A 24029-nucleotide genomic window follows, 5' to 3' on the forward strand; every position below is an offset into this window, starting at 1 on the left:
TCCATTATAATGTGAAAAACTATTCGTTTCTTCTATTTTCTCCATCTAGCAGATACGGTTCTGCTAATGTTCGAATTCGTTCCATAATCCGAGCAGCTTTTACCTCTTCTTTTTCCCCTTTTTGCGAATACGTTAAATGATTTTCTAGTTGCTTAAAATCAAAATTTGAAGTAAAAAATGTAGGTAATTTATCAGCCATTCGATGCTGTAAAATTGGACCTAGTACTTCATCCCTTGCCCAGCTAGACATCGTTTCTGCCCCAATGTCATCTAGCATTAGAATAGGTGCTGTCTTCACAAATTCAAGCTTAGTATTTAATGTTTGATCACCAATAGCAGATTTTATTTCACGTAAAAAATCAGGTACATACACTAATAACGAGGATACGTTTTTATCAGCTAGATTATTGGCAACTGCGCCAAGCAAGTAAGTCTTCCCAACTCCAAAGGATCCGTGCAAATAAAGTGCTTTCGGACTTTCACCATTCATATACGATTCAATAAAGTGGTGTGCAGCCTTCACGGCTTTCATTTTACCTACTGTATTAATATCAATCGTTTTTAAAGTGGCTAACAGAATATCTTGCGGTATATACAAGCTTTGAATTAATTTTTCTCTCTTTCTTCTTTCATCATCCCTAATTTTCTTCTCACAAGGCTCGTAAAATAATTCGATCGATTTCCCCTGTAATTTCAAGCGAGGTACATAGCCCTTCATCATATTTGTACAATCTAATAAGGTATGACACTTGGAGCAATCTCTCGTTTGTGTTGTATACTCATAAAGCTTCATTAAACTTTTTTCTATGATTTCAGAATCAATAGAAGAACTATGGCTTTTTAAAAAAGTGACAACATCAGGATGTGATAAGACTTCACTCCTTATCGCTTCATATCGCTTAGAAAATGAATCCGTATGGGTGAGCTTGCCGAAGCTTTGATTAATTTTTTTCACAACTATCACCCTTTATTTAATATTTTTCTCTAAGTTCTGCTTCTAACTTCTCTTTTTCTGCTAGGAAATCTGCATTTTCTTCCGTTTCTTTAGTATTTGAATGATCGGCTTCTATTTGATTTGTTTCCCTATTTTTTGCATCTTTTAACCAATCAGGGACAATTTCTGTTCTAATAACTTTTTTGGTCTTAGAATAGGATTGTTTTTGCTTTGAATTACGTTTTTGATCTTTCTCATATTCTTTTTTAGCCAAATCCATTGCTGCTTTAACGGTCTTAACATTTTTCCTTGCCCAATGGCTGGCAATTGTTTTCACGTATGCCTTTGGAAACTTTCGATCATTTTTAATCATAACGTATTCTATCAGAACATTCATTACACCTGGTAATAATTTTTGTTCAATCATAACCTCTTCAACAATTTTAAGCTCTGTCAACGTAGGCTCGACTCCACCACCATATTGAATCAGCAATTCTCTAGGCGAAACTTGTTCAAGATGTTGAATCCATTCCTCTTCTTTTGTTTTCGGTTTTTCTGTATGTCTATATTTAATAGGTTGCACTTGTTCAACTAAAGAAGGTAGTTCCTGATTATATTCGATTTGATACCAATCTCGCGCTGCTCTACGCAATTCTTCCATATCGATTTCATCATCGCTAATAACCGCTCTCATAACAATGGATTGCATGGCAATGGGGTTTATTCCATATATGTATGAAAGCTTAGCGATTGTCATTTGAATATCCTTCGTAAATGCCTTTTCTGAGATAAGCGTAGACTTCATTCCAGCAAAGAATAAACCAAAATCAAAATGCTCTGCAAAACCATCTAATTCTTGTGATTCCATTCGGCTAACAAAGGATTGTCCATGCTCGACTTCTAAGTCTTGCCTAGATTCTTCTGACACATAAAGCGAATCAAGATGCGAAGAAGCAAATACTTCAGGAAACGTTTTGGTTGTTTCTTGATAGCCCTTCACATCCATTGCTTCATCACTAAAGAAATGCTTTAGTTTAGCAAACTGACTTTTCCCTATCTTTTTATATAAATATACATTTAACATGCCATCTGTAAAAAATTGCTCTGGATTTAGAGGAGCCATCAATTCATATAATAATGATGTTGCTTCTTGACTTGATTGCTTATACACCTTCAACAGTCCAATCCCTTCAAGTCTACTTCTTGCTTCATAAATTTCCTTTAATGACAGTCCCATCATATTCATTAAACAATAATGATTACTATCTTTCGACCATAATCTGTTACTCTCAATTTCACTCCATAGCGTCATATATAAACTAACACTTAATGGACCAATAAGAGGCTGATATAGCAATGTAATGATTTTTCGGTCATACTCTCCAAGCATTCCTTTTGTCATAACCTGATATTGATCAACAGGAAGGAGTTGCTGCCAATGTTTCATCATCACAATTCAAACCTTTCAATTTTCAAGTCTTTGAAAAAAAGAGCTAAAAATTCAGCTCTTAACGTTCTTTATTAATTAAATCTTTCAACTCGTCAATAAAAACATTAATATCCTTAAATTGACGATATACGGATGCAAATCGTACATAAGAAACTTCATCAAGTTTCGCTAATCGATTCATTACCATATCACCAATTATCTCACTTTTCACTTCAGAAATACCACTACTTCGTAATTCTTTTTCAATATCTAAAATGAGATCTTCTAGATTTTTCAACGAAACAGGTCGTTTTTCACAGGACTTTATTAAACCTCTTAAAATTTTATCTCCTGAAAATTCTTCACGAGTACCATCTTTCTTCACAACAATTAAAGGCATTTCTTCTACTTTTTCAAAAGTCGTAAAACGGAATCCACAACTTTCACACTCTCTCCTTCTTCTAGTCGCTCGACCTTCATCAATCGGACGAGAATCTAAAACTCGAGTTCCGTTATGTTGACAACTAGGACATTTCATATGATCAACTCCGTTATTATAATAATCGGCATAAGTATTTTAATTTGTCAGACGTTGTATTGTACCCTTATATTATAAAAAACATTGATGTTTCACAATAGTAAAAGCTAAAACACCTATATATGTTGTATATTTTAAACATAATAGGAGATTTCATCAAATAATACAGGAGATATATAATTGATTATTCTTTAATCTTTTGTTATCCATTCACAATAATAAGCATTAAAAAAAGAGGTGTAAAAACACCTCTTTAAAATGGTCACTCTTTCTCATGATGCTTCCTTCCCACTATTTGCCCATTCCTCGTGGTATTCCTACATTTTTTTCAGTCTCAACACCGAATAGTGTATCTTTTATCAATTGATTTTAATTTTTCTAAGCTTTTTTCACAAAAAAAAGCTAAAAGAAGCAAGAGTACTTCTTTTAGCTCTTATACGATTGATACTTATCCGACTGCAACACTTTCAAGAGCAAGCAACTCTTTAGCTACAAGTTTAGTTAAATCTACTACTCGACATGAATATCCCCATTCATTGTCGTACCAAGCTAATACTTTCACTTTGTTATCTCCAATTACCATTGTGGAAAGGCCATCAATAATAGATGAATGTGAATTAGTATTAAAATCAATAGAAACTAAAGGTTCTTCAGTATATTGAATAATCCCTTTAAGCGCTCCTTCTGAAGCCGTAACAAAAGCACTGTTCACTTCTTCGGCTGTTACATTACACTCTAAGTCAACTACAAGGTCAACCAATGAAACATTTGATGTTGGTACACGTAGTGACATACCATGTAATTTCCCTTTTAATTCAGGTAGTACAAGTGACAACGCTTTCGCAGCACCTGTAGTTGTAGGAATAATACTTTGTGCACAAGCTCTAGCTCTTCTTAGATCTTTATGTGGATTATCTAAGTTTTTTTGATCATTTGTATATGCATGAACAGTTGTCATTAATCCATTGATAATTCCAAATTGCTCATTTAAAACTTTTGCTACTGGAGCTAGGCAGTTTGTTGTACAAGAAGCATTTGAGATAACATCATGTTCTTCTATATTTAATACCCCTTCATTAACACCCATTACAATTGTAACATCTTCATTTTTCCCAGGAGCTGATAAGATTACTTTTTTCGCTCCTGCTTCTAAATGCATGGCTGCTTTTTCTCGCTCATTAAATTTACCAGTTGCTTCAATCACAATATCAATATTCATATCTTTCCATGGTAATTCTCTTGGATCACGATTACTTAATAGCATAATACGTTTTCCATTAACAACTAATGAATTATCTTCTGCAATTACTTCTCCATCAAATTTCCCATGGTTTGTATCATATTTGATTAAGTGAGCTAATGTCTCTGCAGGATATGAGGCATTAACAGCCACAAGATCTACTGTATTGTCTAAAATCATTCTTCTAAAAACCATTCTCCCAATTCGTCCAAACCCATTGATCGCAATTCGTGCCTTCATTTTTCGGCCCCTCCCGAATTAATGTTATACTCAAAAGTACCTTATATGTCATTAGTATAACACAATACATTTTAATTGCGACAAAAATATGCTCAATTGTTCTATTTTTTTGAAAAAAATAAGCAAATATCACATTTTCAACATCCTATTTCTTTTTGACACAAACTCAATATCTCTTATATATTCAACGGTTCTTATGATAGAAATGAAGAATAAACGAATTGTTATTTTAAATGGTTAAGGAATGTTAAAATAACGTAAGCTGCTAGATTACTTGTTAAATTTCTAATATCCTTTGAAGGATCAATTTCTACAATGTCTATCGCTTTTACTTTTGAATACTCGGCAATTGTAGCCACACTTGTTAACAATTCTCTTGAAGTAAGTCCGTATGGATTTGGCGCTGGACAAGCTGGAGCAAATGCTTGATCAATCACATCCATATCTAATGAAATATATATAATCTCTACTTCCGAGCTCAATCTTACTAATTCCTTACGAATTATGGAAGTAAGTCCTAGTGTATCTATATCACCCATTGTGTACACATGAACCCCCTGCTCCCGGACATAGTGATCATATTCTTCTGCATTAGCAAAATCACGAATACCTATTTGAACAAGATGCTGTCCCTCGATAATATCGCCATCTAATAAACTACGAAAAGGAGTTCCGTTCGTCCGTCCACCATCTTCTAAATTCCGCACATCATGATGCGCATCAAATTGAATGACACCTATCTTCCCCTTTGCTTCCGCAAAAGCTTTTATAACTGGGAAACTAATCCCATGATCACCACCAAGAAAAATAAAAGTATCACAAATCTCTGATTGCAATATTTCCTTTACACTTAAATATTGACGATTGATTGTTTCTTCATTATCTGTTGGATGGATAGTCACATCACCAAAATCAATAATATCTTTAAAAGGAAGGTTTCTTCGCCTTTCACTACTATACACGCTATACGAATACAGAGCATTTCTAATAGCACTAGGAGCATTAGCCGCCAATGACAACGTAATAGATGACTTTGAAGATGGGAGTCCAAGCATGCCAACCTCTCCCTTAACACCTGCTTTGTAGGGTAATAAGCATTCACTCGTTTTTTTTACAAAACGATCCTTAAAAATAGCATTTGTCCCATGATTACAATATTGAAACGTCACGTAATCTCTCCTTTTTCCAAATGGTTTTACCATTGATAAAAACCTCATTAGCATGGTTAATGCCATAGTGATACGGTAGATATGTGTAATTTGGAATATTCCATATAACAAAGTTTGCAGCGTCTCCTATATTTAACGCACCTGCTACCTCTGATTTACCTATTGCATAAGCCGCATTAATGGTGACAGCATTCCATACTTCTTCTGGGGTCATCCTTAACTTTAGAGCCGCTAAAGACATAATAAATTGAAGATTTTCAGTAACACAGCTTCCAGGATTAAAATCTGTTGCTAACGCGACTGCCACACCCTCGTCAATCATTTTTCGAGCTTGTGCAAAGGCCTCTTTTCCTAAATAAAAAGTTGTACCTGGCAAAAGAACAGCAACTGTATTTGATTGAGCGAGCTGTTGAATTCCGTCTTCGGATGCTGCTACTAAATGATCTGCGCTTTGAGCTTTTAACCTAACTGCTAACTCTGTTCCTCCTAAAGAATCTATTTCATCTGCATGTATTTTCAAACCAAACTCTAGTTGTTGTGCAGCTTCCAGAAAAATGCGGGATTGCGCTATAGAGAATACACCTGTTTCACAAAATATATCTACATAATCTGCTAGCTGTTTTTCTTTTATTTCTGGTAAAAGATCTATCATTAATTCGAGAAACTTATCCTCACATCCAATGTAATCAAGCGGGATTGCGTGTGGTCCTAAAAATGTAGAAACAATATCAATCGGATATTGCTCTTTTAATCGTTTTACTACCTCTAATTGCTTTAGCTCCGTTTCACGCTCTAAGCCGTAGCCACTTTTCGCCTCAAGAGTCGTAACACCATATGAAATCATTGTTTCTAAGTGTTGTATCGATTTCATGAAAAGCTTTTCCATACTCGCTTCCTTTGTTGCACGTACAGTAGATAATATTCCTCCACCTTGTTTTAAAATATCTAAATATGCTACACCCCTTTGCTTCATGGCTAGCTCGTTTTCTCTTGAGCCTCCGTGAACTAAATGAGTATGGGGGTCGACTAGCCCCGGAGATACCACTTTATACTCTGCATCGATCACATGCTTTGCACGATGTTCCTTAGCTTCTACACTCGTTCCAACCCAAGACACTTTCCCATCTTTTATACCTATCGCCGCATTTCTTCGTACGTCTAACTTCTTCATTTCATCACCTTTTAAGGGTAAAGTACTACGTCTTGGTAATAACAATTCTCCTATATGGATAATAAGTGTATCTAACATTTTGTTTCCCCCTTCATCGTCCTATAACATTGGAATATCTACACCTTTTATTTTTGCTTCTGCAATCGCTTTCTCATAACCTGCATCTGCATGTCGTACGATTCCCATGCCTGGGTCTGTTGTAAGAACTCTTCTTAAACGTTCTTCTGCCAACTGTGTTCCATCTGCCACAACGACCATTCCAGCATGTAATGAATACCCCATTCCAACTCCTCCACCATGATGTACTGAAATCCAGGAACCACCCGCTGCTGTATTTACCAATGCATTTAATATCGCCCAATCAGCAACTGCATCACTACCATCCTTCATTGCTTCTGTTTCTCTATTCGGCGAAGCCACTGATCCACAGTCAAGATGATCACGACCAATAACAATTGGCGCTTTTATTTCACCGTTTCTTACTAGTTCATTAATCGCGATACCCATTTTTAAACGTTCTCCATAACCAAGCCAGCATATGCGTGCTGGTAACCCTTGAAACATAACCTTTTCATTGGCCATCTTTATCCAACGTTGTAGTGGTTCATTTTCTGGGAATAACTCTTGAATTAAGCGATCTGTTCGATAAATATCCTCTGGATTCCCTGACAGCGCCGCCCAACGAAAAGGACCTTTTCCTTCACAAAATAAAGGCCTAATGTAAGCAGGAACAAAACCAGGAAAATCAAAAGCATTTTCAATGCCTTCATCTTTAGCCACTTGGCGAATATTATTACCATAATCAAAAACAATGGCACCTCTTTGCTGAAAAGCTAGCATTGCTTCCACGTGCTTAGCCATTGATTTCTTCGCTAGTTCGGTATATGTTTTTGGATCTTGAACTCGCAAATCATTAGCTTCCTGAATGGAATATCCCTCTGGTACATATCCATTTAAAGGATCATGAGCAGATGTTTGATCTGTTACTATATCAATCACGATTCCTCTAGCAAGCAATTCATGATGGACAAATGCAGCGTTTCCTACAAGACCAACAGACAATGGCTGTCCCTCACCCTTAGCTCGCAGTACGATTTCAATCGCTTCATCAATCGAATCTGTCATAAAATCACAATAACCTGTGTCTATTCTTTTCTTTATTCTTTCTGGGTCCACATCTATTGCCAGGACTACACCTTCATTCATGGTAACTGCTAATGCTTGTGCTCCTCCCATTCCTCCTAGACCTGCTGTTAAAGTCAATGTTCCTTTTAAACTACCGTTAAAATGTTCTTTTGCTACAGCAGCAAATGTTTCAAATGTTCCTTGTAAAATACCTTGTGTACCAATATAAATCCAACTTCCCGCCGTCATTTGCCCATACATCATTAACCCTTTTTGATCTAATTCATGAAAATGTTCCCATGTTGCCCATTTCGGTACTATCATAGAATTGGATAAAAGAACTCGTGGAGCCGCAATATGTGTTTTAAAAACAGCAACTGGTTTCCCTGATTGAACAAGCATGGTTTCATCACATTCTAAACGACGTAAAGTCTCCACAATAGCATCAAAGGCTGCCCAATTTCTCGCCGCTTTTCCAATCCCTCCATATACGACCAATTCCTCTGGCTTTTCTGCCACAAGTGGATCTAAATTGTTATAAAGCATCCGAAGAACGGCTTCTTGCTCCCATCCCTTACATTCTAAGTTCAAACCTTTTTTGGCCGTGATTATTCTTTCATTTTTCATTTGACTCATAACCTATTTCCTCCTCTAATAAGAAAACATAATGGTCTTTCAAATAACGAACAAAGCTGAAATACCTCAATAAGCTATTGTGCATCCTTCTATTACAAACTGACCTTTTTGGCGAACTAGCTTATATCCACGTGATTGAAGATGACTAGATTGTAGAATCAGATACTTGCCAATTGCACTGTATCTGTGGTTTCAATGCCTGAGTAACATGTTCAATATCCTCAGAAAAAACACGATCATGTGTAATACTTGGAACTATCCTTCTCATCGTTTCCCACTTTATTTTTAATTTTGGTGCGATGCGATCAACACCTTTATATTCAACTGCTTGAAGTGCGCAAATGCATTCGATTGCAAGCACTCGCCTTGTATTTTGAATAATCATATTGGCATGTCGAGCCGCAATAGTCCCCATTGACACATGATCTTCTTGATTCGCTGAAGACGGAATACTATCAACACTTGCTGGATGAGCCAATGTTTTGTTTTCAGACACAAGAGATGCTGCAGCATATTGCATGATCATTGCACCTGATTGTAAACCTGGTTGAGCACTTAAAAATGCAGGTAAATCATTTAATTGTGGATTAACTAATCGTTCAATCCTTCTTTCTGATATATTTGCTAATTCTGCAATAGCTATTTTCATAAAATCCATAGCAAAAGCAATTGGCTGTCCATGAAAGTTCCCACCAGACACGACAATCCTTCCTCCATCAAATATCAGTGGATTATCTGTAGCAGCATTCACTTCGATTTCAATTTTTTCTTTTATATAGCGAAGCGCCTGCCAAGATGCACCATGTACTTGTGGAATACATCGAATCGAATAAGCATCTTGTACGCGCTTTTCTCCCTGACGACCAATGAGATGACTGCCTTGTAAATACTGCACTATCCGTCTCGCAACATCGATTTGCTCTTGATATCCTCGTGCCTGATGGATTGCTGGATGAAAAGCATCAATGATCGCTTCTAACCCCTCCATCGTTAATGCTGCGATCCATTCACTGTCATATGCTAATTTTTCTGCTTCAATATAATTTACTACTGCAACAGCCGTCATCGCTTGAGTACCATTGATTAATGCTAAACCTTCCTTCGCTTGAAGTATGATGGGACGAATTCCTTTTTTCTTTAATACTAAAGAAGAATCTTGCGGAAGATTATTTTCTCCATATACCTTTCCTTCTCCAATTAACGTTAATGCTAAATGAGATAGAGGAGCTAAATCACCCGAAGCACCTAAGGAACCTTGTTGAGGTATCAATGGATAAATATGATGATTTATAAGCAGAGCTAACGTTTCTACTATAACAGTTCGTACACCAGAAAACCCTTTCAATAATGCATTTAAGCGTAATACCATCATCGTTCTTACAATAATCGGTGAAAAATAGTCTCCCATTCCACAAGCGTGCGAACGAATTAAGTGGAGCTGTAAATCTTCTACATCCTGATCATCAATCGTTACATCACTGAATTTTCCAAACCCTGTATTAATTCCATAGATCGTCTTTTTTTCCATTACAATCTGTTCTACAGCTAATCGGCTTTCTTGAACTCTCTCTAAACTTTCCTGGCAAATTGATACATTTTCGTTTTCAAAACAGATTCTCTTAAGCTGATCCACCGTTAAACTATGACCAGTTAACTCAATCATCATTCTCCCTCCTATTTCTATTCTAAAAACAAAAAAGAGGTAATAATGGCATGTAAAATACCATCATTACCTCCTACTCACTACTCACTTTAGGTCATGACTTCAGAAAAATAATTCAGTTTTCCTTTTCTATTTGGAAGGTCGATGCAACTCATTATTTGCATCAGCTGTCTTCCATAAGAAAATCGTAAAGGGGTTTTGATTATATATGATTTATCCCAAGACCAATAGCTTCATGCTCTAGTCCTTTTACAGGTGCTCCGATTGTTCCATAGAAAGAGACAGCAATCCATTCTCCTTCTTTTTCATTTCGAAACGCTTTACCTCTTACAATAGCAAAACGCAAACCTACCGTTCTCATCATTTCCCCAATGGCTAATTGTCCTCTTGTCACACCCTCAAGTGCTTCTAATATTGCATGATATAGGGCATGTGTTTCTCTATATAAATCTTCTTGGATGATTTTATGACGCTTTGCAGTTGTTTCAACAGCTGAAATAATTTTTTGTAGATTCATTGATCCTACTTTACCAAAGCAACTCTTATAATCTTTTAGCAAATATTCATATATGGTTAATTCTTCATCTTCAAGCATTGCTAATAAGGTGGCTACCTTCCCTATTTTCATTGTACTCATGAATACACCACCTATCATCTTATCTAATGTATAAGACCATTGTAAATTTTGATGGAATTATTTGTCAATAACGAATCATACATTTTAGTATGGTGAAACATTAATAGAGTATAGATTCTTCTATTTTAATACAATAACTTCTTCTCTTACCCTCGATCAAAATAGCTAATTATCACTAGCACCATCTAAAAAAGAAACACAACGATTACATAAAAAAGCAAGCATAGGGGCGTCTCAAGAAAGATTAACAATCACCTTTGTGATGCCCCTAATACAGCCTTCTATTCATTTATATGGAATGTGCCATTTATTTAAAATAGTCAATAACTGTTCCTTTGTTTCTTGTAATGTGCCATTGTTGTTTATTACTTCATCTGCTAACTCTTTTTTCTTTGCTAAAGGAAGCTGAGAATTAATTCGTGCAAGTGCTTCATCATGAGAAAATTGATTTCTGTCCATTAATCGACGTAATTGAACATCAGCATCTACATATACCAACAAAGTCACATCGACAGTATCATCTGTTTTACCTTCGAATAACAATGGGATATCCATAAATACTACTTCTTCTCCATTTGCAAATGCAGCTTCCTTTTGCTCATCCATATGTTTACGAATAGCAGGGTGCATGATCGCATTAAGCTGCAATCTTTTCTCATCATCATTAAAAATAATAGAACCTAATTTTGCACGATTCAATGTTCCATCATTATTAAGTATTTCCTTACCAAACGCCGCAACAACTTCTAACAAAGCTTCTTTACCAGGTTCTACGACATCTCTTGCAGCTTGATCTGCATCTACGACCGTAAATCCAAGCCCTTTAATCATGTTGCTCACTGTACTTTTTCCACTAGCAATACCACCTGTAATTCCAACTATTTTTCTCACTTTGTAGATATTCCCCCTCTAGGTTCATCTACTACCATTTTAATATACCAATAAGAATGAGTAAAATACCTGGTAACAGTGTTAATTTATTAATCCACCTTTGATAAGATAATTTATTTCCAAACAACATGCCCATTTTGATAAACAAACTACTCATAATCCCAATACAACCAGCTAATAAAATAGGAGAGTAACCAAGCATCGCTGCACCTAAACCGGCTCCAAAGGCATCAAAGGAAAGTGCTGCACCAAGTATTAGTGCTTCCTTACCGCTGATTACCCCTGAACGGTCAATGTCTGCAGCCATAGGTTTTTTCAAGATATTAATAGCAATGCCGAAATACTTCATTTCAATAGTAGCAATGACTTTCTCCCCACGCTCTTGGAAATCAATAATATCATCATCTTTGGAGCGAAATGTTTGAAAGGTCACCCATATTCCAAGCAGGATTAAAATCATTCCTCCTATTCTTGCAGTAAAAGACGGGGAAAGGAAATTGCTCAGCACTTCTCCGATTAGCATACTAACTAATATAGTTGCTGCAGATAAACATCCTATGATCATCGTTGATTTAAATGGAATTTTCATTTTTCGAAGACCATACGTAAAGCCTACACTAAAGCTATCTAGGCTTACTGCAAAGGCCAGTAAAATAAGTGCCATAAAGTTCGACATAAAAAAGAGCTCCCTCCTACAATCAATAAGATAGTATATGAGGGAGACCGCCCAATGTTACATGTACAATTAAAGCTTTTGACAGTTAGGACAATAATGCGTTCCTCGACCTGCCACTTTTATTTTATCAATAGGTGTTCCACAATTTTTACATTCTTCACCATTTCGTGAATAAACAAGTAGTTGCTGCTGAAACATTCCAATTTGACCTTGAGAATTTATATAAGAACGAATTGTACTTCCTCCTTGCTCAATTGCCTCAGAAAGCGTAGCTTTAATTTCTTCTACAAGCTTATTTACTTCTTCATCACTTAGTGAAGAGGCAATTCTAGCAGGATGGATTTGCGAGCGAAATAATGCTTCATCTACATAAATATTTCCTACTCCTACAACCGTTTTTTGATCAAGAATAACAGCTTTTATATTACGAGATGTTTTTTCCAATTGTCCTTTAAGTGCTTCTGCCGAAAAATCATTTGATAATGGCTCAGGACCAAGTTGTTTCAATGGTAATTGCTTCATTTCGTCACCTTTTACAAATAAATGCATCGTACCAAATTTACGAACATCCTTATATCTCATTTCCGTCCCATCGGTAAAGGTAAAGATAACATGAGTATGCTTTTCTAATGGAACGTCTGATGAAAAGACACCATACTTCCCTTCCATACGCAAATGTGAAACAAGAGCAAGATCTGTTAGGTAAAAAATAAGAAATTTCCCACGTCTACCTATCGCTTCAATTTCCTGTCCTTTTAAAGCATCTGAAAATTGTTCATGATCTACTGGTTTTTTTATAATATTAGGCCATTGGACAACAACATCTTGAATAATTTTACCGACAACTAAATGTTCAAGCGTTTTTCGGACTGTTTCAACTTCAGGAAGTTCTGGCATTCTTACATTTCTCCTAGCAATTATTATTTAGCATCGTACCATGTTGAACCGTATGCATAATCTACTTTTAGCGGTACTTTTAACGAAATAGCATGTTCCATTTCTTCTGGAACAATTACTTTTAATATTTCAATTTCCTCTTCTGGCGCTTCAAAAATTAGTTCATCGTGTACTTGAAGTAGCAATTTAGCTTGTAAATTTTCTTTTTCTAAACGTTTACTCATGTTAATCATCGCTAATTTAATGATATCTGCAGCACTTCCTTGAATCGGCGTATTCATAGCTGTTCTTTCTGCAAAGCTACGCAAGTTAAAGTTACGGCTTGTTATTTCTGGTAAATAACGTCTACGATGCAACAAAGTTGTAACGTAACCTTGCTCCTTTGCTTGTCGAACAATTTCCGACATATATTCCTGAACACCAGGGAAGCTTTTTAAATAACGATCAATGAAATTACCCGCTTCTTTTCTTGTAATTCCAAGGTTTTGAGATAAACCATAATCACTAATTCCATATACTATACCGAAGTTTACAGCTTTTGCTTGTCTTCTCATATTAGATGTTACTTCATCTGCTGTTACACCGAATACATCCATTGCTGTTTTCGTATGGATATCCATATCAGCTTGAAATGCTTCAATTAAACCAGAATCATTTGCTATATCTGCTAAAACACGTAATTCAATTTGAGAATAATCAGCGGCAAATATTTTCCAACCCTCATGTGAAGGAACAAAAGCTTGTCTAATTTTTCTTCCTTCCTCTAAACGAATAGGGATATTTTGCAAATTAGGATCTGTCGAGCTCAATCTTCCAGTTTGAGTAAGCGCCTGATTAAAGCGAGTATGAACTTTATTTGTTTCAGGATCTACTACCTTCAATAGCCCTTCAATATAAGTAGATTGAAGCTTCCCTAATTGACGATATACTAATATTTCCTTAATAATATCATGCTTACTCTCTAGTTGCTCTAGGACATCTGCAGAAGTGGAATAGCCTGTTTTTGTTTTCTTTATAACTGGTAATTCAAGTTTTTCAAATAAAATAACACCTAGCTGCTTTGGTGAATTAATATTAAATTCTTCTCCTGCAAGTGAATAAATTCGATTCTCTATCTCTTTTAATTTTTTCGCTAAATCTTCTTGCATGATTTGTAACGTTTCTGTATTTACTTTAACACCTTGTATCTCCATTTCAGCTAATATAAGCGATAATGGTAGTTCAAGCTCTTCAAATAGTTCAAGTTGTTTATTATTTTGTAATTCTGAGAGCATTTTATCCTTTAACTTATACAGAGTTTCCGATTTACTAGCCAAATGTTTAGACAACTGTTCATCTTCTGGAATCGCTCTTTTAGCACCTTTTCCATAAAAAGATTCGTCTGATTGTAATTGACTACCTGATACTTTTTGCGCAATAGCTGCAATATCTTCACCATGATCGCCTGGATTTAAAATATAAGAAGCAATTAATAAATCAAAATCAATTCCTCGCAAATCAATATTTCTTTTGCGTAAAGCAACAATAGAACGTTTCGCATCGAATACAGATTTCTTTTTATTCGGGTTTTCAGCCCATTCCTTAAAAACTTGAGATTCTAAAGCTTTGTCTGTAGAAATGAAATAATTTCCAGTTTCATTACTTAAAGAAAATCCTAGAATATCTGCATGCTGATAATTATCTTCAATAATTTCTACACAAAAACCACTTTCTTCTGAAAAGATAGCTTCTGATATTTCATTTACTATTTCAAATGTTGTTTCTTCGTATTCAACATTATCTTCTTCTTGTCCACTATCATCTAACTTTTCTAATAAAGTTTTGAAACCTAATTCCTTGTATATTGCTACAAGATTTTTCGTATCGCACCCTTTATAGGCAATATCATCTAAGCTAATTTCAACTGGTGCCTCTCTTGTAATCGTGGCTAGCTTTTTAGATAGAAGAGCTAAATCCTTATTGTCTTCTAGTTTCTCTTTTAATTTCTTACCACTTACTTCATTAATTGATTCCAAAACGTTTTCTACAGTTCCAAACTGATGAAGTAGTTTCAAAGCTGTTTTCTCACCGACACCTGGAACTCCAGGAATGTTATCTGAAGTATCACCCATTAGTCCTTTCATATCAATAATCTTGTCAGGAGTTAATCCATATTTCTCTTGAATATGTGCAGGTGTATATTCTTCAATATCCGTTATTCCCTTACGTGTAATGTTTACCGTTGTTAAATCAGAAGCCAATTGCGTTAAATCTTTATCGCCAGAAATAACTTTTATTTCATAGTCTTCTTTCTCAGCGGCTAAAGATAACGTTCCGATAATGTCATCTGCTTCATAGTTAGGTAATTCATAACGACATATTCCATAAGCGTCCAATAATTCACGAATAAAAGGAAATTGTTCTGACAATTCAGGAGGTGTTTTTTGGCGACCACCCTTATATTCCTTATACGTCTCATGTCTAAATGTTGTTTTTCCTGCATCAAATGCAACAAGTATATGAGTAGGTTTTTCATCATCTAACATCTTATTTAGCATCATCGTAAAACCATAAATTGCATTAGTATGTACGCCTTTGTCATTATTCAATAAAGGCAGTGCAAAAAAAGCTCTATAAGCTATACTATTTCCATCAATTAATACTAATTTTTTCTTCAAAAATGTGACCTCCTAGATTTATTATAATTTCTATGTAAAGAGTCTAATTGTAGATATTTTAGAGTAGTGTAATCACATTAAAACAAGGCGACATTATTGTAAACATATAAAATCATTGTCTTATAAAAAAATATAATTAGCTAACTTTTAAGACCCATTAAAATCACTAACTTCCTTCTATTTTAGCACGTTCTCAGGAACAAATAAAAATCAGCTCACTAACTTTTTTACAATTTAGAGTTTTTTCGGTACAGTCTCAATTCAAACACCATTTTCTTTTAAAAAAAGTTTGAAATAAAAGTTGTGGAATTAACAGTTAAAACGGCAAAAGGCAAGGACGGGTCATGTCCTTGCCTTTTGAAATCTTCTTGGATGAAGGGGTTCTTCAATTACAAGTATAGGCATTTGATGTAAAGCAAAAATAAATCCAATGTTAAGTTTATGTTAAGTTCAATAGTCGTTTCATTTTCTTAGCTTAATGATAAAATTAGTACCTATTCCTGGTTCACTAATAACTTCTAGTTCCCCTTTATGAGCTTCTATTAAATGCTTAACAATAGCTAAACCAAGACCCGTTCCTCCAGAATTTCTACTTCTGGCTCGGTCTACACGGTAAAACCTTTCAAAAATACGAGGAATTTCTTTCTTATCGATGCCAATCCCGGTATCTTTCACTTCAACATAGGCATATTTTTCATTATCCCTAATCAAAACCTCTACTTTCCCTTCAGCAGGAGTATAATTTAGTGCATTACTTATAAGATTGATTAATACTTGCTTTATTCGGTATGGATCTGCATTGATAATAACAGGATGAGAAGCTAGTTGAATTTGTAATGAAATACCTTTTTTCTCAGCTTTCCTTGTAAACATAGCTGCCGTTTCTGTCAATAATGCATTGAGATCAAGCTTCGATATATTTAACACAAATTCTTGCTTTTCAATTTTAGAAAGTTCAAGAAGCTCCTGAATCAACGCTTGCAGGCGATCACTTTCATTTAAAATAATCGTTAGAAAATCTCTCATCGTTCTTTCGTCTTTTAAATCACCATCTAATAATGTTTCTGAAAAACCTTTAATTGACGTAATGGGAGTTCTCAATTCATGAGAAACATTAGCAACAAAATCCTGCCGCATCAGCTCTAATTTCTTCAATTCCGTAATATCATGAAAAACAAGAACAATTCCTTTCCATTCATCACTATGGCTAATAATAGGAGCTCCATATACCTCGAAATTTTTTCTTTCTATAGTTAAAGAAAGCATCATTTGTTTTTTCACGCTTTTTTCTGTCATAAAAATCTCTTCAATAAGCAAGATTACTTCTTTAAAAGGAATCGCTTCATAATACAAATGATATAAAAGATCCGAAGACGATACATTAAACAATTGTTTATATGTTTTGTTCATTAACGTAATAGATCCTTTGCTATCTATCAGCAAAACACCACTACCTATATTTTCGATAAGTGTAAATAAACGATCTTGCTCCATCTCTCTTGACGTTTCCATCTCTTGAAGATTTCTCGCCAATATATTAATAGAGGCACTTAATAGCTTCGTTTCATCTGTCGGATTTTCATATGTTCGAGCACGATAATTACCTTTCGCCAGCTCTATTGCAGTATCAGTTGCAGCTTCGATAGGCTTAGTAAATCTGGAAGCAATCTTCCCAGCAATAATACTGACAATAATTAAAGAAAATGCAACCACACCCAAAAGTATGAGCCACGACTTATAGTTCAGCTCTTTCATTTCGTCAAATTGGTTTGATAGGACAACATAACCTTCCGTCGTACCATTTTCTATCTTTATAGGAGACCAAAAATAATGAACATTAAACCCACCGCTTATCTCTCTATGACCCTCTTTTCCTTCTTGAGCGATACTTTCTAGTATCTGTTTATGTCTATTTAATGGTAATCCTTGAGGAGTTCCTGATAAATAAATGACTTTGCCGTCATTTGATATAATTGCTAAATCGTCATCCACTAATTTTAAAGCTGCTGTCATGTCAGTATCATCACTACCAGTAAAGGCAGAGATACCTCCATTATTCTCCATATAATCTGTAATAGAATGCAATTGACGTTTTAAATGATTCTCATAATGTTCATAATTATAATTTCCAAAAAGCTGTACCAATAAGACGCCTAATCCAACCATTGAGACAGCCGTAAAGGCTACTATGGCAAGTAAAAGCTTCGAACGAAACTTAATCATCTATCCTTAGGCTCCTCAAATTTATAACCAAGACCTCTTATAGTCTTTATATATTTTGGTTTTCTCGTATCCTCTTCTATCTTCTCTCTCAAATGGCTAATATGCACATCAACAATCCTTGTATCACCAGCAAAATCATAATTCCAAACTGTACTCAATAATTGATCTCGAGTATGAACTCTTCCTTTATGTTTCGCTAAATATAATAACAATTCAAATTCTTTAGGAGTTAATTCTAGTTTATTATTTTTAAAATACGTTTCATATTTCTCAGGAAAAATAACTAAATCAACTATTTTAATAGCATCCCCATCATCATCTTCTTCAGTGCTTTCTTTTGGGATGTTCGCTCGTCTTAAAATAGCTTTCACACGAGCAACTACTTCTCTTGGACTAAACGGCTTTGTCATGTAATCGTCCGCACCTAATTCTAAACCAAGAATTTTATCTAATTCATCGTCCTTCGCTGTTAACATTAAAATAGGCACATTCATCTTTCGTTGCCGTAGTAATTTACACACTTCAATCCCATCTAGTTTCGGAAGCATTAAATCCAAGACAATTAAATTTGGATTTTCAGCCTCCGCCATTGAAATAGCTTCTTCTCCATCTGCTGCTGTTATTACTTCAAAACCCGCTTGTTCTAGGTTATATTGCAGCAATGTAAGTATAGATTGCTCATCATCAACTACAAGAACTTTTTTTGACATAACTTCCTCCTGAATACGTATTAACCCCTAAAATGAAAGAAAAGACCCCATTTTCATCCATATCATGTAATACTATTATGATTTCTTCTCTACGAAGCATCCATATATACTCATTATGTTAATGGAATTATTGTCATTCGACAACAACAATACTTATAACTGGTTAAAAAGTTTCTTATTAACCCAATAAATTCCAGGAAAAATCCCATAACTCCAAAGATAATAACATACAAAATGTACTAACAAAGACTCATGTTAGGACTTCACCAGTTTCCCTCAAAATGTGAATGGACAACCTTTTAGATTTTATGCGACTTTCATACCCTTCCTTATCTCAGAGCAAAGAGTAAAATAAAGTGATGCACAGGACAAAGCGCTAATACACTTATACAAATCGAATCCATAAAAACTGTAGATATCATAGAGCTTAGGGGCCTCTGAAAAATGATAATAAATCACTTTTCAGAAAGCCCCTTTACATTACTTGTTTATATAATTTTTACGCTAAAACGTTCATAACATTTTTAACTGATTCAGCAGATTTAGCTAAAGCTGCTTTTTCATCTTCTGTTAATTCTAATTCGATAACTTTTTCAATACCACCAGCTCCAAGCACTGTTGGAACTCCAAGATAAATACCATCTAAACCATATTCCCCTTCTAAGTATGCGATTGAAGGAAGAATGCGACGCTGATCTTTCAGGATTGCTTCTGCCATTTCAACTAGCGCAGCTGCTGGGGCATAATATGCACTACCATTACCTAAAAGGTTTACGATTTCAGCTCCCCCTTTACGAGTACGATCGACGATTTGTTCAAGACGATCTGCAGGGATTAATGTTTCTAAAGGAATTCCACCAGCATATGAATATCTTACTAAAGGAACCATGTCATCACCATGTCCTCCAAGAACAAAACCAGTGATGTCTTTTACAGAAATATTTAATTCTTCAGCAATAAATGAACGGAAACGAGCCGTATCTAGTACACCTGATTGACCGATAACACGGTTTTTAGGGAAACCTGATTCTTTATATACAGTATACGTCATAGCATCAACAGGGTTTGTTAATACGATGATCGTACAATTCGGAGAATATTTAACAATATCTTTTGTTACAGCCTTCATGACTTTTTGGTTTGTTTGAACTAAGTCATCACGACTCATACCTGGTTTACGTGCGATACCAGCTGTAATAATAACGATATCTGAATCTTTTGTATCCTCATAATTTGAAGTACCAATTACTTTTGCATCAAAACCTTGTACTGGACTAGCTTCAAACATATCTAGAGCTTTCCCTTTTGTAGGATTTTCCATTGGTTGAATATCAACTAATACTACATCCGCTAATTCTTTTTGCGCTAAGAAAAATGCTGTTGTTGCTCCAGTGAAGCCTCCACCGATTACAGAAACTTTTTTACGTGACATTATTATTGTCTCCCCCTTTTTGATTAAGAAATATGTATGGCTAAGAGATTGAGTAATAACACATCCTCTTTTTACCTATAGGTATTATACATTTTGAAAAATATGTAAAATCAAGAAACTTAATTAAACATAACCTCTTTTTACCTATAGTATTATAAGTTATAAAAATATGTAAAGCAAAAGAGGTCGAGTAGATCTCAGCCTCTTTTAACAATGGGTAATAGACATTATAAAAAAATGTAAAAAAAGAGGTTGAGTAGATCTCAACCTCTTCTTTCAAATAAATCTTATAAGTTTTTAATTAACTCATCTGCAAACTCAGAACATTTAACTTCTGTTGCCCCTTCCATTAAACGTGCAAAGTCGTAAGTAACAACTTTAGAAGCAATTGTTTTTTCTACTGAAGCTGTAATGCTATTTGCAGCTTCGTTCCAACCAAGGTGTTCAAGTAAAAGCACACCAGATAAAAGAACAGATGAAGGGTTAACTTTATCTAGTCCAGCATATTTTGGAGCAGTACCATGAGTAGCTTCGAAAATAGCATGTCCAGTTTCATAGTTAATGTTTGCTCCTGGAGCAATACCGATTCCACCAACTTGAGCAGCAAGTGCATCAGAAATGTAATCTCCATTTAAGTTCATTGTAGCAACAACATCAAACTCTTTTGGACGAGTTAAAATTTGTTGCAAGAAAATATCAGCAATAGAATCTTTTACAATAATTTTTCCTTCAGCTTCGGCAGCAGCTTGTGCTTTGTTAGCAGCTTCTGTACCTTCAGCTTCTTTAATTTTATCATATTGATTCCATGTGAACACTTTATCAGCGAATTCAGTTTCTGCCACTTCATAGCCCCAGTTTTTGAATGCACCTTCAGTGAATTTCATAATATTACCTTTATGAACAAGTGTTACAGATTTACGTCCTTCTTTGATTGCATAGTTAATTGCAGCACGCACTAGACGTTTTGTACCTTCTTCAGAGATTGGTTTAATACCGATTCCTGAAGTTTCAGGGAAACGAATTTTATTTACACCAAATTCATTTTGTAAGAATTCAATTATTTTTTTTGCTTCGTCAGATCCTTTTGCATATTCAATACCAGCATAGATATCTTCAGTATTTTCACGGAAAATAACCATATCAGTATCTTCAGGACGTTTAACTGGAGATGGAACACCTTCGAAATAACGTACTGGACGTAAGCATACGAATAAATCTAATTGTTGACGTAATGCAACGTTTAATGAACGAATTCCGCCACCGATTGGAGTTGTAAGAGGTCCTTTAATTGCGATTAAGTATTCATTAATTACATCAAGAGTTTCTTGTGGAAGCCATTCGCCAGTTTGGTCAAATGCTTTTTGTCCAGCTAAAACTTCTTTCCATACAATTTTCTTTTCTCCATTGTATGCTTTTTCAACAGCTGCATCTAACACTCTTACTGCTGCAGCCCAAATATCTGGACCAATTCCATCACCTTCGATAAATGGAACTACTGGATTATTAGGAACTTGTAATTCCCCGTTTTGTACTAAGATTTTTTCTCCCTGACTCATACTTTTCCCTCCATACTCATTATCAAAGGTTAGTGGGTTGGTGTAAAAGAACCAACCCCTAACCTTTTTAAAATATTATTAATATATTATATATAATATATATTTTGAAAATTACGCCCGTATTATCTCTCTTCTATTGGTACGTAAGATTGCATTCCTGGTCCCACATATTCTGCTCTAGGACGAATTAGGCGATTATTATCATATTGTTCTAGAATATGAGCTAACCATCCAGAAGTACGACTAACAGCAAAAATTGGTGTCATTAAATCATGATCAACACCTAAACTATGGTAAACAGATGCTGAATAGAAGTCAACATTTGGTGGCAATGGTTTTTTAGAAGTAACTAATTCTTCGATTTTTACTGACATTTCATAGAATTCTGGTTGTCCAGTTAACTTAGTAAGTTTTTCAGACATTACTTTTAAGTGTTTAGCACGTGGGTCCCCATTGCGATAAACTCGATGTCCAAATCCCATGATTTTCTCTTTATTGTCAAGTTTATTGTTAATATATGATTCTACATTTTCTACAGATCCAATTTCTGTCAGCATTTTCATAACTGCTTCATTTGCTCCACCATGTAGAGGGCCTTTTAATGCTCCAATTGCTGCTGTAACTCCTGAATAAACATCTGATAAAGTAGCTACGCATACACGTGCAGTAAATGTAGATGCATTTAATTCGTGATCTGCATGAAGTACAAGTGCCTTATTGAAAGCTTCAACTTCAATTTCAGACGGTTCTTTACCGCTCATCATATATAAAAAATTAGCTGCGAAACTTAAATCTTTACGCGGTGCTACAGGTTCTAATCCTTTTCTCACTCTTGAAAACGCTGTAACAATTGTAGGGATTTTTGCTTGTAGGCGGATTGCTTTTCGATAGTTGGCTGATTCTTCCATTACCTCTGATTCCTCATCATATAGGCCTAATTGAGAAACAGCTGTACGTAATGCTGTCATCGGATGTACGTTTTTAATATCATACTTGCTAAAGTATTCAATAATCTCTTTTGGTAGCTCCATATTATTAGCTAGTTGAATTGTTAAATCTTCTAATTCAGCTTTATTTGGTAATCTACGGTGCCATAAAAGATAAATAACTTCCTCAAATGAAGCGTTAACCGCTAAATCATCAATATTGTAACCAACGTAAGTTAGCGTATCATCAATAATTGAGCTAATTGATGAAGTTGTTGCAACAATTCCTTCGAGACCTCTTGTTACTGTCATACAGAATCTCTCCTTTTCTATTAATTCCCCTTTATCCATGAAAAAGTGAAAATATAATGAACAAGTCATGGATAATTACCTGTTCATCAAGATGGATACCCTAGATCCATATTTCTTGGAGTGAAAACGTTTTAAGAAATATCTCTCTTTCCCCTTTTACCAATTGACTATTATTATTTTCCCTTTGCTAGCATTCTATAAACATACGTAATTGAGCGAATGCTCATTCGCTCAGCAAAAGTTCATTTTTTTTGTCAACAAGATATAATATTCCAAAAATTAAAATTAAAAAATGAAAAAGGTTACGCTTTCAAATAACATTATAAACAAAAAATATATTTTTGAAAATCAAAAGCTCTTAAATTATTTAAATTTAATATTTTTTTAGAAAAGTTCAGTAATTCACAACAATTATAATAATATAGTTTTATGGGTTTTAATTCTACTCTAAGTTACATTCAGTAACTTCCAATCATTAGTGAAACACGTTAGTTACCTTATTGAACATAAAAACATTGTAAATATATAATTTTTTAAAGATAATATAAACTTATAAACAAATATAATATAAACTTATAAAGAGCCAGACTTCCTCCTTCTATTATAATCCATTTTTTGTAAAATCATCACTAGAATCTTTAGATAAAAAGCCATATAAACAGAGAAATTAATAGCATTTAAAACTACGTCAAATTTCATTGTTATTCATGATATTTCTTACTTCTTACATAGGAGTTTTACGAATTTCCACCAAGGTATTTCTTTGTTAAGGTTCAAACATCAGCATAGAAAAAAGTATTTTTAAGAGCTTTGTTAAAGAATACTATTGATGCTAAAGAAAAATACGCGATATCTTCGTAAATCTCTCTTTTCACTCATTCACTAAGGTAACTTTTTAAAAAGATTGCTTTTTTTAATAAGTTCTTAGATCGATGAGAGTGGAAGGCGCAAGAGTCAAAGCACCCCT

General features: G+C 34.8%; 18 protein-coding genes. All 18 read right to left on the minus strand.

The window, feature by feature from the left end:
• Positions 1-19 precede the first annotated feature (19 nt).
• The 18 genes from dnaI to citZ all read right to left on the minus strand — a co-directional run bounded on the left by dnaI (position 20) and on the right by citZ (position 23062).
• A complete protein-coding gene (gene dnaI / locus BN349_RS13565) occupies positions 20-955 on the minus strand; it encodes a primosomal protein DnaI (protein ID WP_019242868.1) in 936 nt (311 codons plus the stop codon).
• A gap of 16 nt (positions 956-971) precedes the next feature.
• A complete protein-coding gene (locus BN349_RS13570) occupies positions 972-2384 on the minus strand; it encodes a replication initiation and membrane attachment family protein (protein ID WP_019242869.1) in 1413 nt (470 codons plus the stop codon).
• A gap of 58 nt (positions 2385-2442) precedes the next feature.
• Entirely contained in the window at positions 2443-2901 is a 459-nt protein-coding gene (nrdR, locus tag BN349_RS13580) for a transcriptional regulator NrdR (protein ID WP_019242870.1), read from the minus strand.
• 448 nt (positions 2902-3349) lie between these two features.
• Positions 3350-4381 carry a glyceraldehyde-3-phosphate dehydrogenase gene (locus BN349_RS13585; RefSeq protein ID WP_019242871.1) on the minus strand — a complete coding sequence of 344 codons (1032 nt, stop codon included), beginning with the start codon at positions 4379-4381 and terminating at the stop codon, positions 3350-3352.
• Positions 4382-4605: 224 nt separating this feature from the next.
• Entirely contained in the window at positions 4606-5550 is a 945-nt protein-coding gene (gene hutG / locus BN349_RS13590; RefSeq protein WP_019242872.1) for a formimidoylglutamase, read from the minus strand.
• Positions 5531-6799: an imidazolonepropionase gene (gene hutI / locus BN349_RS13595; RefSeq protein WP_019242873.1), complete on the minus strand. Its 1269-nt coding sequence runs from the start codon at positions 6797-6799 to the stop codon at positions 5531-5533. Before hutI ends, hutG begins: the two co-directional genes overlap by 20 nt.
• Positions 6800-6820: 21 nt before the next feature.
• Positions 6821-8473, minus strand: a complete 1653-nt coding sequence (gene hutU / locus BN349_RS13600) for a urocanate hydratase (RefSeq protein WP_034294354.1) — start codon at positions 8471-8473, stop codon at positions 6821-6823.
• A gap of 154 nt (positions 8474-8627) precedes the next feature.
• Positions 8628-10145: a histidine ammonia-lyase gene (gene hutH / locus BN349_RS13605; RefSeq protein ID WP_019242875.1), complete on the minus strand. Its 1518-nt coding sequence runs from the start codon at positions 10143-10145 to the stop codon at positions 8628-8630.
• A 202-nt stretch (positions 10146-10347) separates the two neighbouring features.
• On the minus strand, positions 10348-10782 hold the full coding sequence (gene hutP / locus BN349_RS13610) for a hut operon transcriptional regulator HutP (protein WP_019242876.1): 435 nt from the start codon (positions 10780-10782) through the stop codon (positions 10348-10350).
• Between the two features lie 285 nt (positions 10783-11067).
• Entirely contained in the window at positions 11068-11673 is a 606-nt protein-coding gene (gene coaE / locus BN349_RS13615) for a dephospho-CoA kinase (protein WP_019242877.1), read from the minus strand.
• 31 nt (positions 11674-11704) lie between these two features.
• The gene (gene ytaF, locus BN349_RS13620) at positions 11705-12349 is read right to left on the minus strand and encodes a sporulation membrane protein YtaF (protein WP_019242878.1); all 645 of its coding nucleotides are present in this window, start codon (positions 12347-12349) and stop codon (positions 11705-11707) included.
• A 69-nt stretch (positions 12350-12418) separates the two neighbouring features.
• Positions 12419-13246, minus strand: a complete 828-nt coding sequence (gene mutM / locus BN349_RS13625) for a DNA-formamidopyrimidine glycosylase (RefSeq protein ID WP_019242879.1) — start codon at positions 13244-13246, stop codon at positions 12419-12421.
• Positions 13247-13269: 23 nt separating this feature from the next.
• Entirely contained in the window at positions 13270-15903 is a 2634-nt protein-coding gene (gene polA, locus BN349_RS13630; protein WP_019242880.1) for a DNA polymerase I, read from the minus strand.
• A 462-nt stretch (positions 15904-16365) separates the two neighbouring features.
• A complete protein-coding gene (gene pnpS, locus BN349_RS13635; protein ID WP_019242881.1) occupies positions 16366-18126 on the minus strand; it encodes a two-component system histidine kinase PnpS in 1761 nt (586 codons plus the stop codon).
• Positions 18123-18836, minus strand: a complete 714-nt coding sequence (locus tag BN349_RS13640; RefSeq protein ID WP_019242882.1) for a response regulator transcription factor — start codon at positions 18834-18836, stop codon at positions 18123-18125. Before BN349_RS13640 ends, pnpS begins: the two co-directional genes overlap by 4 nt.
• A 499-nt stretch (positions 18837-19335) precedes the next feature.
• Positions 19336-20268, minus strand: a complete 933-nt coding sequence (gene mdh / locus BN349_RS13650; RefSeq protein WP_019242884.1) for a malate dehydrogenase — start codon at positions 20266-20268, stop codon at positions 19336-19338.
• Between the two features lie 287 nt (positions 20269-20555).
• The gene (gene icd / locus BN349_RS13655; protein WP_019242885.1) at positions 20556-21824 is read right to left on the minus strand and encodes an NADP-dependent isocitrate dehydrogenase; all 1269 of its coding nucleotides are present in this window, start codon (positions 21822-21824) and stop codon (positions 20556-20558) included.
• 122 nt (positions 21825-21946) lie between these two features.
• Complete coding sequence (gene citZ, locus BN349_RS13660) at positions 21947-23062, minus strand: citrate synthase (RefSeq protein WP_019242886.1); 1116 nt, start codon at positions 23060-23062, stop codon at positions 21947-21949.
• Positions 23063-24029: the final 967 nt, after the last annotated feature.

It is taken from the genome of Bacillus sp. AP8, from assembly GCF_000321185.1.
Lineage (GTDB): Bacteria > Bacillota > Bacilli > Bacillales > DSM-1321 > Bacillus_AD > Bacillus_AD massilioanorexius.